Genomic DNA, 16,062 nt, shown 5'->3' with positions numbered 1-16,062 from the left:
TTAGCTAATGGAATTACAGAAGCATTTGTGGCAATACGCTCTTACAACTGTTCTGGTGCAAAAACCCTCATTTGACTAACGGATTTATAAATCCGTATGAGTTTTAGGCAAATCCAAAGGTAGGCTAAAGACCCAGGGGCCACATTTGCCAAAATCCTTTTGTTTCATCATAATCGCAAGGCCTATGAAAAATAACAATTTTCGACCGTTCTCTTTACTCTTTTTTGGGATGGTATTCCTTTTTGCTGCCTGTACTAACCAAAAATCAGATTTGATATTTGAAAGTGAGCAAGGAAAAATTCAACTGGAGATGATAACAGATAGTATTCGTGTTCCTTTTGGCATGTGTTTTTTACCCAACAACAAGATGATGGTCACCAATCGATTTTCCGGGGAACTAATTCAGGTGGATTTGAAATCAGGGAGAAAAACTGTGATAAAAGGCGTTCCTAAATCGTATTGCCGCTTGGATGGGGGCGCTTTGGACATTTTGCCGCATCCCAAATACCAAGAAAATGATTGGCTCTATTTTGCACATTCCGTGGGAGATTCCACAGCAAGTACCATGGCCATTGACCGCGGAAAACTTAATGGGGATTCGTTGACCCAAACCGAACGAATTTTTACAGCGTTTCCCTATTACCCTTCTCCAAGCCATTACGGAACCCGAATGGTCATCAAAAACGATTACCTATTCTTTACCATGGGCGACCGTTATGACCTAATGGATTCAGCCCAAACCTTAAATAATCATCTGGGCAAGGTTATGCGCATTTTTGATGATGGCCGTATTCCCAAGGACAATCCGTTTGTAAATACCGATAATGCCAAACCTGAAATTTGGAGTTTAGGGCATCGAAATCCACAAGGGCTGACGCTACATCCCAAAACCCAAGAACTTTGGCTGCACGAACATGGACCGAAAGGTGGCGATGAACTCAACCTGATCAAACCCGCACTCAACTATGGATGGCCCATAATTTGCCACGGCATAGATTATGACGATACTCCCATCGGTGATGGAATTACCCATAAAGAGGGTATGGAACAACCTGTACATTACTACACTCCCTCCATCGCGCCCAGCAGTATGGTTTTCTATACAGGGGATAAACTTGAACAATGGAAGGGTAACTTATTTGTTGGTGCCATGGCATTGACCCATTTAAACAGATTGGTACTAAAAGAGGACAAGGTGGTTCATGAAGAACGGATTTTGAAAGATTTTGGCAGAAGAGTTAGAGTGGTAAGGCAAGGACCTGACGGTTATCTTTATATTGGTGTTGATGGCGGAGCGATCTATCGTTTAAAGCCAATCTGATAGAAATCGAGAGTGTCCCTAAAAAGATTTTTATAAATTTCTTACTTTGAGAATCTTTTTTAAACGACAATCGACCATGAGATACCTGTACTGTTTTTTTGCGTTGCTTCTAATCAGCATTCATCCATCCTGTAAGCAAAAGAAAGAAATACAAACATGGGGAACAGCATACACCAATGGCCAATGGTATAATGGAAAGGACTTTATTTCCAAAGTATTTTATGAGGTTGACGGTATTTTTTCGGATGAATCTCCCGATTCCATAGTGAAAACTACAGATTTGAAAGGCGGTTATGTTATTCCACCCTTTGCCTCGGCCCATAATCACAATCTTGATAGAGAATGGCAGTTGGGTTTTCTTCCCAAAGCCTATTTAGATGAGGGTACTTTCTACTATCAAGCTTTGACCTCCATGCAAAAACAGGCCAACGCATTGCGAAGCTTTTTTGAAAACGATTCCACCATCGATGTCAAATTTGCCCAGCAAGGACTTACATCCACACTGGGACATCCATTTATGGCCTACGAACCATTTTCCATGGGACTTACATTTGACAATTGGGAAAGCAATATGGATAAAATCTTGCAAAGCCGCATAGAAGAGAACAACTCTTACATTTTTATTGATAGCATTTCTCAAATAGATGAAAAACTGAATATATTTTATAATTCAAACCCAGATGTGGCCAAAATTTATCTACTTGATGTGGAAAACTATAAGGTCAACAGCAATACAGGAACTGCAGGTTTGCATGGCCTTTCCAAACCAGTGGCCCGGCTAGTGGCTGAAAAACTAAAGAAAAAAGGGTTCACTGTGTACGCCCATATCGAAACGGCTTCGGATTTTGAATTTGCCGCTGAAATAGGTGTGGATTGTGTAGCGCACATGCCCGGCTACGGTTTTGAAGGCCTGCCGGAAAATGAATTGAAATATTATGTGGATGACCAATCCATGCAAAAGGCGGCTTCCAAAGGAATGCGGGTAATACCTACCACCGCAATCAGTATATCCAGAAGAACTATAAAAGATAGCTTGGCCAAAACAGCATTTACCAAAAGTTTTCTTACCCGCTTTAAAAATGCAGGCGGAAACATTATTGTAGGTTCGGACATGTTCAATATGACCTTGACACCCGAAATTGATGCACTCCATGCGCTGGACATTTTTAGTAATGAAGAATTATTGAAGATTCTTACCATGGACACACCGCAATATGTTTTTCCAGAACGTAAAATCGGAAAGCTGGAAGCTGGGTATGAAGCTAGTTTTTTAGTATTGGAAAATAATCCCCTGAGGGATTTCAGTGCCATAAAGGATATTGTATTTGCCGCAAAGCAGGGTATTGTATTGCCTAATTAGGGCTTTGGGCTTGCCTAATGTGATAACCGTTTCTCGGCGTCTATCTCCCATATACCAAGGGGTGTGAAAAAAATGCCCACAATCAAAAAGGAATGATTAATGGGCATCGACAACAAATTAAACACTAGCCTTTACTTGATTCAAACTAATCAATATATTAACTTCTATGAGGTCAAAGAGGACCATTTTAGGTTCGGGACATGATATTTGGACAAACCCAAATGAGGTATGTCAAATAATACTGAACTGTTCGTTAACTTTTTCATGATGATGATGAACTTATTTTAATTTCAATTTCGTCATACTTTTCCCGTATAATTCTCTGTTTAGGACTGGGTAAGCTATGGAACAACTGTACCAACCTAGCCAGATTCGGATCCTAATCCTAAAATTATTTGTCATTATCTTTTTTGGTAATGTCCTTGAACAATAGCATATCTTTTATTTTACCCGATGCACCGTGGTAAAAACCCGTTTCATGTTCATAGTCCTTCGGATTTTTGAAAGTTCCAAAAATGATATCATAAATGGTAATACCGGCATAGTTATAGGCATGTATACCCTTTGCATGGTGCACTGTATGCGCCTCTGGCCTTTGAATTAAATAACCGATCCATGTTGGTGTTTTTATGTTACTGTGTTGAAAAATGGTTAAGAATGTGGTCGCCAGTATGATCAAGGTCGATGCTTCAGCGGTAAATCCAGTTACAAGTACCAGACAAATGCTACTTACTGCAACCCAACCAATCATGTCCAAAGGGCTAAAATAAAATGCTCCATAACTGTCTAGACGTTCAGCACTATGGTGCATTTGATGCATTCCTTTCCACAATAGATCGCTGTTGTGCATGGTTCGGTGCCACATATACTCGCCAAGTTCGTACACCATTACCCCTACGAAGGCTCCCCAATATGTTCCAAGACCGGTTAGGTCAAAAATTTGATAATTAGACAAGGTTTCATCCCAAATGATGGGCAGGTAAGAAGAAAGGAGAAAGAAGAGTACAAAAGCAAGCATGCCCCTTAATTTCCAAAACTTAACCGTGGGAAGTCTTCTTGCAGGTAATAGACCTTCCCATAACATTAGGCCTCCATAAATAGCAAAGACTATGTAAGAGATGGGATCATTGATCAATTCCAATGGTGTTGGCAACTGAGAAATAAATTGTTCCATAACTGATAATTTTAATGGATTAAACATTAACATCTGTTTATTTATACAGACTAGATGGTGTAAATATAAAATTAATTTTAACTATACCAACTAGTTTGTTTAAAAGTTTTATATTTACAGTATGGGAAGAGATGGAAAACCTACAAGGAATAAAATATTGGCCGAATCCAAGGAATTGATATTCGAGAACGGATTTTCAGGTACCAGTATTGATCAGATCTTAGAACGAACAGGTATCACCAAAGGAGCTTTTTTTTATCATTTTAAAACAAAGAACCTACTGGCTAAAGCTTTGATTGAAGAATTTGCACGGGAGGACATTCATCATATGAATGAAGTTTTGAAAGCTACCGAACACTTGAAAGAAGACCCTTTGGCTCGTCTTTTACAATTTATACAAGAATTCATTGACACAATGTCGGGTTTAACAGAGCCCCATACTTGTCTCTATGCCTCTTATACTTATGAGCAAAATCAATTCGATGAGCAAACTTTGAATCATATCGCAGAAACTCTGCTAACTTGGAGAGCTACCATGACACAATTGATCAAAGCAGTTCTAAGGGAATATGATCCAAAGGTCAAAATTGATTTACAGTCTTTGGCCGACCATACCCTTGTGATTTTTGAAGGCGCCTTTATGGTATCAAAAGCATTACAAGGAGGGGATCTCACGGCCGACCATTTGAAACACCTTAAGACCTATTTTGAACTGCTTTTTCAGCCAAAAAGCCCAAGCCAATTATAATGATTTATATTTAGCAAAAGCTATAGGAAAGAATTAATATTCGTTACGGATAATTGAAACCTGGAAAAACAGTTAGGTCAAGGTGAAACAAAGCAATGCTTTTCACAACACACCTTGGGCACGCCTTTCAGTTAGGCCAAACATAAAATTGGAAGCAATAGGTCACTTTTTTCATAAAAAAAGCCAACCAAATGATTTCAACAAAAATTTAATCCATTGAAATCCATTAAGTTAGCTGTTCTTTGATATCGGATGATATCATTTTGGTCGGGATGACTGTATTACGAAAAATATCACAATACATTGTATATCAATAATTTACACTATGCTTCTGAGCTGATTCACCGAACTCTAAACTAGTTTCAAATCAGTGCATTCAAAGACAAATTTTATGGATGTTTTACAATCATAAATTTAACAAAAAATAGTAGAATTTAATTTAAAAAAATTAATTATTCCACCTCAAATTTTTGATATCCTGAAATAGGCTTCCCCTCTTCCGTAAAGCCCTCGACCCTTATCTCATATTCACCTGTCACATCTGAGGTCCAAATATTCAACCCAAAAGTATCTCCACTGACTTTGATTTTAGGGTTCCAATAGAGTTGTCTTCTGAAATCTGGCAAATCCGAACTCATATTTGATAAATAGTCATACTGAAACTCTGGATATGTCCTTAAAAGGGACGAACGTTCAATTTCAAGTATTGTAGTATTCTTCATAGGAAACCTTTCCCAATACTTCCCGTCCTTTGATTCAAAATGGAGGATTCCCTGATACAGTTTGGAACCCATGAATATTTTTTTCCTTGAAACCGCTATACTCTCCATTTCCCTTGCAGGAATACCTATGATAAGGTCATGGTCCAATACCACTTGACCATCCAAAATCACCAAAGGCTCTTCAACAATGTCCTGTGGGTATTGTGGGAGTGGACGGATCTTAAATTGCGGATCATCGGATTCAACATTTTCTATCCAGGCCTGTTCCACCACTTCGACAAACGTTTCTTCCATGGAACCGAAACGGGTATACTCATCCAAGATGTATTGTGTATCAAAAGACCTGTAATAAGGTTGGCTATCTGTAGTTGTAACTTCCATGGTTCCAGGGATGGGTGCTAGATAGGCATTTTGCAATTGGTTTTGGATACTTCGCTGAAGAATAATATCCTCCAACGTTTTGTCAATCTTAAAATCATTGAAGACAAGGTTATCGGGCAGCAGTGGCCCTTCTTTGTCAAGTACAATAAAAGTTTCATCACTTGCATCCCCTATAATCTGCATGAATCCATTCCTTGTCTGGGGGTATTGCCCTTCCAACCAAAAACCGAATCTACCACTGGCATCGGTACGGGCTATGTCCACAATGTATTCACTTCCCGGTATGGACATAACTACTTGGGTGTCGGGAACTGGAAAACTGTCCGATACTTGCAGCAGTCTCCCAGTTAGGTGGTCACCACGAAGTTCGGGCAACCATTTGATTTCACTGACATCAATGAACCTGTTTTTGGTTCCCTTTATCATCTTGGAGTGATAATCAACAGCTGAAATTGAAACTGGCCCATTAATGGCTTCTTTTTTCCGTATCGAGAGGGAAAGGACCGCTCCATTAAGTGAAACTCCAGAGTTGATTTCCAACCTTCCCGTTTCCCGTTTCCCATAAATTTCTTTGTCCAATTCAATATCGACCAAAGAACTCAAGATGTTATTTTGGATTTCGTCTCTACTACTGCCCATATCCACAATTTGATTGTCGAGGGTTTTGGCCAATGAGTCCGTGGTCTGGGAAACAACATTCCTTTCACGGAGCTGTATGTATGGGTTGATGATAAAAATGTCAGTTTCAAAGTATTTATGGGCGTCAGAGTTCCTGGCCAACTGTGTATAGGCCATTAGCTTATAGGTTCCTGTCTCTATATCGGCCCCCACTCTAAAATCCCCATGTCCAAACCCATTTTTAAGTTCAACCTTTTTTAAAAAAATCGGTTTCACTTCTTCTCCCAACAATTGAACATATGCCATTTTGCTCAGATCGCTTGCTTTTTCAGTGGAAAGATCGCGGACATGGACACCGAACAATAGCCGTTCCCCAGAGAAGAGGACTTCTGAATTCTTGTGGACAAAAATGGATTCCATGGGTATGTCAATAGGTGATTTTTGCTTCTGATTTTGCGAATGGACAAAAAAGAAAGAGAAAACACATAAAATATAAACAATTGTATTTTTATTCATAACAGTTGGGATTAGTATCATTCAATCCAAAAATCGGGTTGGTCAGGGCTTCCCAGAGCCGTACAGTCCCCACATACTCTTGGAACAACAATGAATGCTCCAGACGTAAACTGTCCACTATTTACTTCAAGAAACTTAACTAAGTTTGATTCCACTAAGTCACGTAGACCACTCCTTATTGTTTTTCCTATACAAGGAACCACGTAAGGTGGAACATTCTCCCCCGGATAAAAATCAATATAGTTGAAGAATATCCTTTGCTCGTCCACCGAGGCAACGTCAAAAATTCCTAATACCTTTTCCCCATCTCCGGTGGTGGATGCGATATTGCTAGAAAGAAAGCCTGGTTGGGTATTGGAAAAGACACTTTCTGAACTTGCAAACTCGTTTTGGGATTCATAGAACTGATAGGTCTCTCGGGAATGCACAAATTGCTTCACTAAAATACTATACCGATAGCTCAAAATGAAATTATCGCTACTGATGAACCGAACCAGAAATCCGTCTACTTGGTCCTCTACTTGATCCCGGGTATCATTAAGAATGGTACTTGTGGAAAAATTGGTCGGAAAACATTCAAATTCGTTGGGATTTCTGGGTCCCAATTGAAGTGACCCATCTTCACTAATTATCAAATCCGTGTTCCTGTATTCCGGAGCAAATATCCTGTAGGTCTCCTCGTACTCATATCGATAATAAGTTGAGTTATTATTCGGGTCACTTGTGTCCACCAAGATGGCCATACCGTTTTCTCCCAGATCATTGTCTATCCTATTGGCATAAAGACTGTCAATATTGCTCTTTGGAGGGAGCTGCTTTTCAGCAGAAAGATAGGAACCTCCATCGGATGTCTCTATCCGGAGTCGGTATGAATTCCCCGGCTCTGCGGCAAATTCAATTGGTGAAAGGTATGTGCCCGGTTCGGATTCCTCAAAAACGGTCTCGTTCCCATTGCCATCTGACAAGACTACATTTGCGCCTGTCTCAGGGGAATTCATCTCACCTTCCAGCGGAAAGGTTCTGCTGAGCAGCACCCTTTGCCGTTTCGTTTCATCGGTTATCGTGGCATCGACCACCAGGATATCCTCAAACTCAACGATGCTCTGTGGCTCGATTTCCTCGACACAGGAATACTGTGCCAAAAAGGTCAGAAAAAATATGTATTTGACTAGTTTTCCCATATTTTTTAAAACTTCATGTTAAAGGTCAATGTGGGTACCGGTATGGCAAAAATCGAACTCTGTAGTGCCTTGATCTCACCTTCCTCGGTAATAAAAAAGACGGAGTACGGATTGTTCCGCCCCAATACATTGTAAATCTGAAAACTCCAGAAGGTGTGTATCGCCTTCTCTTTTTTATGGTTGCCCTCCAAGTTGAACCCCAGATCCAAACGATAAAAATCGGGAATCCGGAAACGGTTCCGGTCACTGTAAAACACGAAGTCCTCGTTGTTCAGCGTATAGCTCCCAACGGGATAGGTCACGGGCCTTCCCGTTTGATACACAAAGTTCATCGAGGCACTGATCCGTTTGGTGAACCTGTAGTTGGCCACCAAACTGAAATCATGGGGCTTGTCAAAGTTGGAGGGGAAGAATTCCCCGTTGTTCACCACCTCTTCCTCAAATTGACTGTCCAGTTTTACAAAGGAACGGGAATAGGTATACCCAAGCCAACCATTAAGGGCCCCATCATTCTTCTTTAGCAGGAACTCCACACCATAGGCCTTACCGTCCCCTTGGAGCACATCGGTCTCAATCTGTTCGTTCAACAATAGTTGTGAGCCGATTTTGTAGTCCAACAGATTCTCTGACTGTTTATAGAAGCCCTCCACGCTCAGTTCAATTTCCTTTTCGTTGAAGTTTTTAAATAAGCCAAGGGAATATTGTTGTGCCTGCTGTGGCTCTATATTGATGTCCGATAGCTTCCACGTATCCGTCGGAGATACCGTGGTATTGTTAGAAAGGGTATGTATGTACTGGAATGTACTGTTGTAACTCGCCTTTATCGAAAAATCAGGGGTGAACAGATACCGTCCCCCTACCCTTACCTCGGGACCCCCATAGGTCTCAATGGTCTCTTGGTCCCCAAACTCCCGAACCTCGATAAGATTGTCCTCGGTCCTGGGCTGTCCTTCTTGGTAGATGCGCTGCTCCGCCGGGCCCAGAGCAAGATAATAGGAATACCTCAGGCCGGCATCCAAAAGGAACCTGTCGGTTATCTCCCATTGATCGGCGATGAAGATCCCAGTCTCCAGGCCCTGCTCCCTGGGCAGACTTATCGATGCTATGTCCGATTCGGGGTTCAAGGGGTCCTTGTCGCCGGGGTCAACAATATAGTATTTCCCGGAAACGCCATAATCCAAGGTATGGTTATCCCCAATTAAGCTACGCATCTTAAGGCGCACCTCGGACTCGTAATTTTGATACCCTAAATCAAAATCGTCATTGGAGTCGCCATCAAACTCAATCCCGAAGCGGTACTCCGAGTTGGTCACCAGGATACTACCGGTATTGTTTTTACTGAACTTATGGTCCCATCTGAGGGAAAAGGCCCGGTTGCTGTACCGGAATATCGAATCCGATGTAATGCTGAAATTGTCCTTGCTGTAATAGGCCGTTGCACGGATTTCGTTGTTCTCATTGATACTGTGGTTGTACTTGGCGACCACATCATAAAAATTTGCCGAACTGTTGCTCAGGGATTCCTCGTCCAATATGCCCAATATCCAATCCGAATAGGTAAGCCTGCCACCCAGTACAAGGGAGGATTTTTCCTTGACCACAGGTATCTCCAACATCACACTGTTGGTCACCGGGCCTATGGAGGCCTCCCCAGAAAATTCCTCGGAGTTGCCGTCCTTGGTCTGTATGTCGAACACTGATGAGAGCCGTCCGCCGTATTCCACGGGAATGTTCCCCTTATAGATGTCAACATTCCCCGTGGTATAGGGATTCAGGGCAGAGAATATACCAAAGAAATGGACCGGGTTATAGATCACCGCATTGTCCAAAAGGATTAGGTTCTGGTCGGTCCGTCCACCCCGTACATTGTATCCAGCTGCACCTTCACCGGCCTTGGCTATACCCGGAAGGGTCACGGCGGCATTAAGCAGGTCCCGTTCTCCCATGACCAAGGGGAGTGTCTTTATCTTTTGGACATCAAGCTGGGTGAGTCCCGTAACGGCCTGTTCAACATTACGGTTTTGATTGGCGGCCACCACAACTTCCTCAAGGGCCTCGACGCTTTCCTGCAGTTCTAGATCCATATTGCCGTCTCCGAACAGGAGCACGCGTTTTGTGGTCGGCGCGATACCAAGGGCCCTTGTGGTGATCAGGTGCTCTCCCTTGGGCAATCGCAGTTCATAGTATCCCGTCGAATCCGTGGACACTCCCAGTTCCATTCCTTCCACCAAAACGGCCATGTCCCTTGCAGGTTGCCCAGTGGATGCCAGTACTGCCTTGCCCGAGAGCACAGCCGTGTTCCCGGTTCCCTCTCTTTGCCTGCCCACACGTACTGTCTCAATATTTTCAGTGTTATTTCCCACTGATTGGGAACCAATGAATATTGGCTTGGATGTCGTTGTCAAGGTCTCCGCCCTCGCTATATCCCCTTTTGGTCCATCATTGAAAAAATCCTCCGGTAGCCCGTCAACGATAAGGTTGTTCCGGGTGATATAGACGGAACCCTCCCAGATAAAATGGTTCAGGTTGGTGCCTTTTAAGATATCACCGAGGACATCGGTCAAAAGTTCGTTGTAATAATTTCCCGTGACCTTGGTATTTGGGTTCCAGTCTTTATCAAAATATATATTTTGGTCTGTCGCATCCTCGATTCTTTCTAGGGCCTCGGTGATAGAGACCCCTTCCAAGGAAAGTGAGACACGGGATGTATTTTCTTGTGCCCGCATGGGGCCAAAAAACAATAGTGCCAATAGTATTTGGAGGTAAATGTTTCTCATTCCATCAAGGGTTTGTGTTCTCCAACTGTTTGATCAATGCCAAAAGGAACGATTCCCTATCGCTCGAGTGCAACCGTTTGTTGGTCCTGTAAAAGGATTCGATCTCCTGTTCCCTTTCGGGCAAAAAATCAACAAGGTCTTTCATGTTGCCGATTTCCATGACCGCGCCCCCATTGACCAGTACATATTCATTTTTGGCATCTACAAACTCGTAATAGATGCGGTTGCGGTCCCTGCGCTGCAACCTTTTCTTGGAGGGTTTTGCCAAAAGAACATATTCATCCGAATGATGGACCTTCCTGAAAAAACCATTCTGTTTGGAATTTTTTACCAGCTTTTCAAAATTTATGAAATGGGCTTGGCCGAACCTGAATTCAGCAATATCGTTTTTAAAAAGTCGGATGGCAAGTCCCCCAATATCATTGGGCACCCTTGCCACTAATTGATCATTGAAGACGTCATACTTCAATTGGACATCGTAAAACCATTGTCCCCCGTATTGAACTCTTGCAGGTATGAAATAGGGCTCTGGAAAGTACTGGGTATTCTCGTTTATGGTCCTATACTCCTCCACATGGACCTCGCCATCAAAAAGTCCCGTGTTTTCGATTCCGGTTTTTGTGTCCAACCATTTGAGCAAATTTGAGTGGTTGGAAGATTCTTGGCCTTTTACGCTACAAAAAAGTCCAAAAATGACCATGAAGCCCAAATACAACGACCTTACATTTTTAAGTGATTTATACAATGATTTTTCTTTAAGAAGGAGGATTAGCTATCGAACCTTGATTAGAGTAATATAATTAGTTTAAATATAAATTAAATAATTTAGGTAAGAAAAATACTATACCTAAATCTCAACCAACAGTGACTAATTTTATTCTATATCTCTGATTATCAATATATCTTCAAGACATTGTTTTTCTTTAAAAATCAATGAAATTTTGAATGTTTTTTTAATAAAGATTATTTAACAATTATTATAGGTATTATCTTTGATATTTTTAGTATTTTTCTTACGATAAAATCTTGATGCCATCAATTTCAAGAGTAATTAAATCTATTTATTATGAGTTTAGTTTTAAGTTTATCCGGTGTGAAAGTTCTTTCCAGAAAAGAACAAAGAAATGTTTTAGGAGGCAATGCCTCAACATGCAATCCTTGCTTAGGAAAAGATTTGAATGACCCTTGCTTCTTAAATTGTGACCCATTTAATCCGGGTCAATGCCAAGACCCGGACAATGATAAAATTTTAACTTGTCAGGTTTTTTAAGCATAAGGCCCTTTACGGGCCTTTTCATTTTCGTCTACGACATATTTCTGAAATCGAATTTGACTCCCTAGTGTTGCCATAGTTTGAAAAAAAGTTTGGCATATTTTCTAATCCTCGAGCTCACAAATGTTACATATCATAAAATATCTTCAATCAAGGCAAGTATCAGTTTACAAATCTGAATTTCTATTTCAAATTCAGAGTCACCCTGATCATCCAAGCTTGGTATCGATTACTGATGGTTTGAATCACTTTAAAATTAAACATCATGCGGTTGAAATTGAGCCTTCTGATGAAAACTTAAAAGCACTTCCGACAAGGTTTCTTACTATATTAAAGAATAGTAATGAGCTGTTGGATGTAACAAGAGTTAAGGATGGTAATCTTAAAGTTTTTGATTCAAATGGGAAAAGAGAATTGGATTGCAAAACATTTCTGGAGCTTTGGTCGGGAATAGTGGTATTAATCGAAACCACGGATTCAAATAAATCCGGATACCCGAGAAAATCAAAGAAATTCAAACTAATTATCTCAATAGCCTTGTTGATTGCCCCAATCATTTATTTCCTTGGTCAGAATTTAAACTTCCAAAATTTTATCCAATTCGCATTTGCCCTAATAGGGTTGATAGTTGCATTGCTCATTAAAAAATCCGAATCTGGTTCAGGTCCTGCCGTTTTGGAAAAATTTTGTGCCGCAATAAAAAGTTTTGACTGCCATGCCGTTACCCAATCCAGTGGGAGCAAACTTTTCGGAAAAATAGACATGGCCACTTTGAGCTTCATTTATTTTTCGAGCATAATCCTGTTCTTGTTTATTGACGGAATCAATCAATTGAACAACCACGTCTTAGCTTTGCTTTACATTTTAGCAATACCCATTACAATATATTCCATATTCTACCAAAACCTAGTTGTCAAAAAGTGGTGCCCACTCTGTTTAGCTACCGTCCTTATCATTTGGCTTCAGGTCTTCTTTTCATTGGATATGATAACCAATGAGCTTATTTCCAAGATTGAATTAGACAGCCTGATTGTTTTATTAGGGTCCATATTGTTTGCATCTTCTCTCTGGTATCTAAGTAAACCTATTTATGATGAATTAGTGGAGAACAAAGCAACAATAAAGGAACTATTGCGATTCAAAAAAAACTTTCCATTATTCGCTTCCGCAGTACAAAATGTCAACCCCATTGAAACATCTATTTCTCATTCTGAAAAGGAGATAGTCCTTGGTGCACCTGACGCCCTAATCGAAATACTATTGATAACAAATCCCCTTTGTAAATTCTGCTCCTCCGCTCATACCGAAATTGACGAATTGCTGGAACGCTTTAGGGAAAAGATTAAGGTGCGGATTCGTTTCAATGTGCAAACCACAACCAATGCGATTGCCTACCAGATTTCAAACAGTCTTATCCAAATTTACCATGAATGCAATAAAGAATATTTTTCCAATGCGTTGGACGACGCTTTTTCTTCTGGTACCGTTAAAACGGATGAATGGATTCGTATCTATAGTAAGGATTCCAGTCCCGAGACCGATAAAGTACTCGATGACCAGCTATCTTGGTGCAGAAAAAACGGAATAAACTTCACCCCTGCTTTTTTTATTAATTCAAAAAAGATTCCTGAGCCTTATGAAATAAAGGATATTAAATACTTTATTGATGACCTCTACGAAGTCCTGCAAGAACAAGAAGTTTTGGAACCTCTTAACCACTAAGCAATTTGGTCAAAATAATCTGGTTCTCATAACCTTAAGTCCACTTGAAAATTAACTATCTAAGCTATGATTAAACGTCCCTTTCCCTACTTCAAACAATTGGAAGCCAAGGATTGTGGACCAACCTCTCTTAAAATAATTGCAAAATATTATGGTAAAAACATCGATGTTGATTATTTGAGGAGACAGTCCTTGACCACAAGGGAAGGGAGTTCGCTCCAATCGATTTGTGATGCATCTGAAGCCATTGGGTTTACACCCATTCCCATTCAATTGGAAACGAAACAACTGGAACAAGTTCCTCTACCCTGTATCTTACATTGGAATGGAAATCATTTTTTGGTGCTCTATAAAATCAAAAATGGGATATATTACATCTCGGACCCTGCATTTGGGCGTGCAAAATACGATGAACAAGAATTCCTGCGTCATTGGGGGCTTATAAGGGACAAGAATGATGAAATCAAGGGCACTGCCCTGCTTTTAGAAAAGACCGAAAAATTTGACAATAAAAAAATTAGTAATGGAGCTGATAGGATTCAGTATGGATTCCTTACGAAATATTTAGTCCGATAACGAAGATTTATTGTCCAGTTGGCCATCGGTCTGTTGACCTCCAGTATACTCCAACTGATCGTTCCTTTTTTGACTCAGAGTATCGTTGACATTGGCATAAAGAACAAAGACTTGAATTTTGTTTATCTGATTCTTCTGGGGCAACTTTTTGTCTTTCTGGGAAAAATGGTAATAGAGGTACTTCGTAACTGGTTGATACTTCATCTCAGTACGAGGATAAACATTAATCTGATCTCCGACTTTTTCATCAAACTGATGGCCCTCCCAATTTCCTATTTCGATTCAAGGTTGACCGGCGACATAATGCAAAGGATAAATGATCATGGCCGTATCGAGAGATTATTGACGACATCGACACTGAGCACCTTGTTCTCCGCTATGACTTTCATTGTACTCGCCATCATACTATTTTATTATAATACAAGTATATTTTTTATTTTTTTAACTGGCAGTTCGCTTTATCTCATTTGGATTTCCTACTTCCTAAAAAAAAGGAAGCAACTGGATTACCATAAATTCCATGAACTTAGTAGCGAACAGAGCAAAGTCATAGAGATGGTCAACGGGATGCAGGAAATCAAACTTTTCAACGCCGAGAGAAAGAAAAGATGGGATTGGGAGAATTCACAGGTCAAGCTTTTCGTCTTGGGCAAGAGAACCCTGAGGTTGGAACAGAACCAATCCTTGGGTTCGTCCCTAATCAATGAACTCACTTTGATATTAATAACCGTATACTCAGCAAAATTGGTCATTGAGGAATCGATAACTCTAGGAATGATGCTGGCCATCACCTACATTGTGGGACAACTAAATGGGCCCATCCAGCAGTTAATAACATTCTTTAGGGATGTACAGGATGCCAAAATAGCCCTGGAGCGAATGGGGGAAATTCACAACAAGAAGAGTGAGGAAAGCCATGACAGGGCTCTTAACAAAGAATTGGAAATCCCTAAAGACATCATTCTTTCGAGAGTGACATTCTCCTACCCAAATTCCGATAAACCGGTACTCAAAAATCTTAGTGCATCAATACCGGCCAACAAGGTGACCGCCATAGTTGGGGTAAGTGGCAGTGGAAAAACTACATTATTGAAATTGTTATTGGGGTTTTACCAGCCCCAATTGGGGGAAATTACCTATGGAAATCGGAACATTGCAGCGTATGATGTCAAAAAATGGCGAGAAGCCTGCGGGGTAGTGATGCAGGAAGGCTATATTTTCAATGACTCCATTAAGAATAATATCGCCCTTGGTGCTGAAACCGTAAATCATGACAGACTGGTTTGGTCAGCCAAAAATGCAAACATCCATGAATTTATTAACGATTTGCCGTTGGGCTTCGAAACCCTTATAGGCAATGAGGGTATTAACGTAAGTACTGGCCAAAAACAAAGGATATTAATTGCCCGGGTCTTGTATAAGGATCCGGGGATTCTACTCTTTGATGAGGCAACTTCGGCACTTGATGCAAATAATGAAAGATTCATCATGGAAAACCTTTCATTGATATTCAGAAATAAAACAGCAATTGTAATTGCACATAGGTTGAGTACAGTGAAGAATGCAGATCAAATATTGGTACTCAAGGATGGCCAAATCATTGAACAAGGCAACCATAGGTCATTAATCAAATCAAAAGGCGCGTACTATGGCCTAGTAAAAAACCAATTGGAATTGGCCTAAAATTAAAAAC

General features: G+C 40.6%; 10 protein-coding genes and 1 pseudogene. 6 read left to right on the top strand and 5 right to left on the bottom strand.

The window, feature by feature from the left end:
* Positions 1-184 precede the first annotated feature (184 nt).
* Positions 185-1,321: a PQQ-dependent sugar dehydrogenase gene (locus GTQ34_RS01235; protein ID WP_166521939.1), complete on the top strand. Its 1,137-nt coding sequence runs from the start codon at positions 185-187 to the stop codon at positions 1,319-1,321.
* Positions 1,322-1,397: 76 nt separating this feature from the next.
* Positions 1,398-2,681 carry an amidohydrolase family protein gene (locus GTQ34_RS01230; protein ID WP_166521938.1) on the top strand — a complete coding sequence of 428 codons (1,284 nt, stop codon included), beginning with the start codon at positions 1,398-1,400 and terminating at the stop codon, positions 2,679-2,681.
* Between the two features lie 391 nt (positions 2,682-3,072).
* Here GTQ34_RS01230 and GTQ34_RS01225 read toward each other — a convergent pair whose 3' ends face one another.
* The gene (locus tag GTQ34_RS01225) at positions 3,073-3,855 is read right to left on the bottom strand and encodes a sterol desaturase family protein (protein ID WP_235914940.1); all 783 of its coding nucleotides are present in this window, start codon (positions 3,853-3,855) and stop codon (positions 3,073-3,075) included.
* 121 nt (positions 3,856-3,976) lie between these two features.
* Between GTQ34_RS01225 and GTQ34_RS01220 the strand changes: the two genes are divergently transcribed.
* Entirely contained in the window at positions 3,977-4,603 is a 627-nt protein-coding gene (locus GTQ34_RS01220; protein ID WP_166521937.1) for a TetR/AcrR family transcriptional regulator, read from the top strand.
* A 452-nt stretch (positions 4,604-5,055) separates the two neighbouring features.
* Here the strand turns inward: GTQ34_RS01220 and GTQ34_RS01215 are convergent, their stop codons facing one another.
* The 4 genes from GTQ34_RS01215 to GTQ34_RS01200 are packed head-to-tail and all read right to left on the bottom strand — an operon-like array spanning position 5,056 to position 11,426.
* Positions 5,056-6,840, bottom strand: a complete 1,785-nt coding sequence (locus GTQ34_RS01215) for a hypothetical protein (protein ID WP_166521936.1) — start codon at positions 6,838-6,840, stop codon at positions 5,056-5,058.
* Positions 6,841-6,857: 17 nt separating this feature from the next.
* On the bottom strand, positions 6,858-8,021 hold the full coding sequence (locus GTQ34_RS01210; protein WP_166521935.1) for a DUF4249 domain-containing protein: 1,164 nt from the start codon (positions 8,019-8,021) through the stop codon (positions 6,858-6,860).
* Positions 8,022-8,026: 5 nt separating this feature from the next.
* Positions 8,027-10,798, bottom strand: a complete 2,772-nt coding sequence (locus GTQ34_RS01205; protein WP_166521934.1) for a TonB-dependent receptor — start codon at positions 10,796-10,798, stop codon at positions 8,027-8,029.
* A 4-nt stretch (positions 10,799-10,802) separates the two neighbouring features.
* Complete coding sequence (locus GTQ34_RS01200) at positions 10,803-11,426, bottom strand: hypothetical protein (protein ID WP_166521933.1); 624 nt, start codon at positions 11,424-11,426, stop codon at positions 10,803-10,805.
* Positions 11,427-11,864: 438 nt separating this feature from the next.
* On the opposite strand from GTQ34_RS01200, the gene GTQ34_RS01195 reads away from it, so the two are divergent.
* The 3 genes and pseudogenes from GTQ34_RS01195 (at position 11,865) to GTQ34_RS01185 (ending at position 16,052) form a co-directional block, all read left to right on the top strand.
* On the top strand, positions 11,865-12,068 hold the full coding sequence (locus GTQ34_RS01195; RefSeq protein ID WP_166521932.1) for a hypothetical protein: 204 nt from the start codon (positions 11,865-11,867) through the stop codon (positions 12,066-12,068).
* Positions 12,069-12,311: 243 nt separating this feature from the next.
* Positions 12,312-13,793: a vitamin K epoxide reductase family protein gene (locus tag GTQ34_RS01190; protein WP_166521931.1), complete on the top strand. Its 1,482-nt coding sequence runs from the start codon at positions 12,312-12,314 to the stop codon at positions 13,791-13,793.
* Between the two features lie 66 nt (positions 13,794-13,859).
* Positions 13,860-16,052: pseudogene (locus GTQ34_RS01185) on the top strand (peptidase domain-containing ABC transporter).
* Positions 16,053-16,062 lie beyond the last annotated feature (10 nt).

The sequence above is a fragment of the Flagellimonas ochracea genome (assembly GCF_009903685.1).
GTDB lineage: Bacteria > Bacteroidota > Bacteroidia > Flavobacteriales > Flavobacteriaceae > Flagellimonas > Flagellimonas ochracea.
Note: the sequence above shows the minus strand (reverse complement) of the source record. Positions and strands in the feature narration are given on the sequence as shown.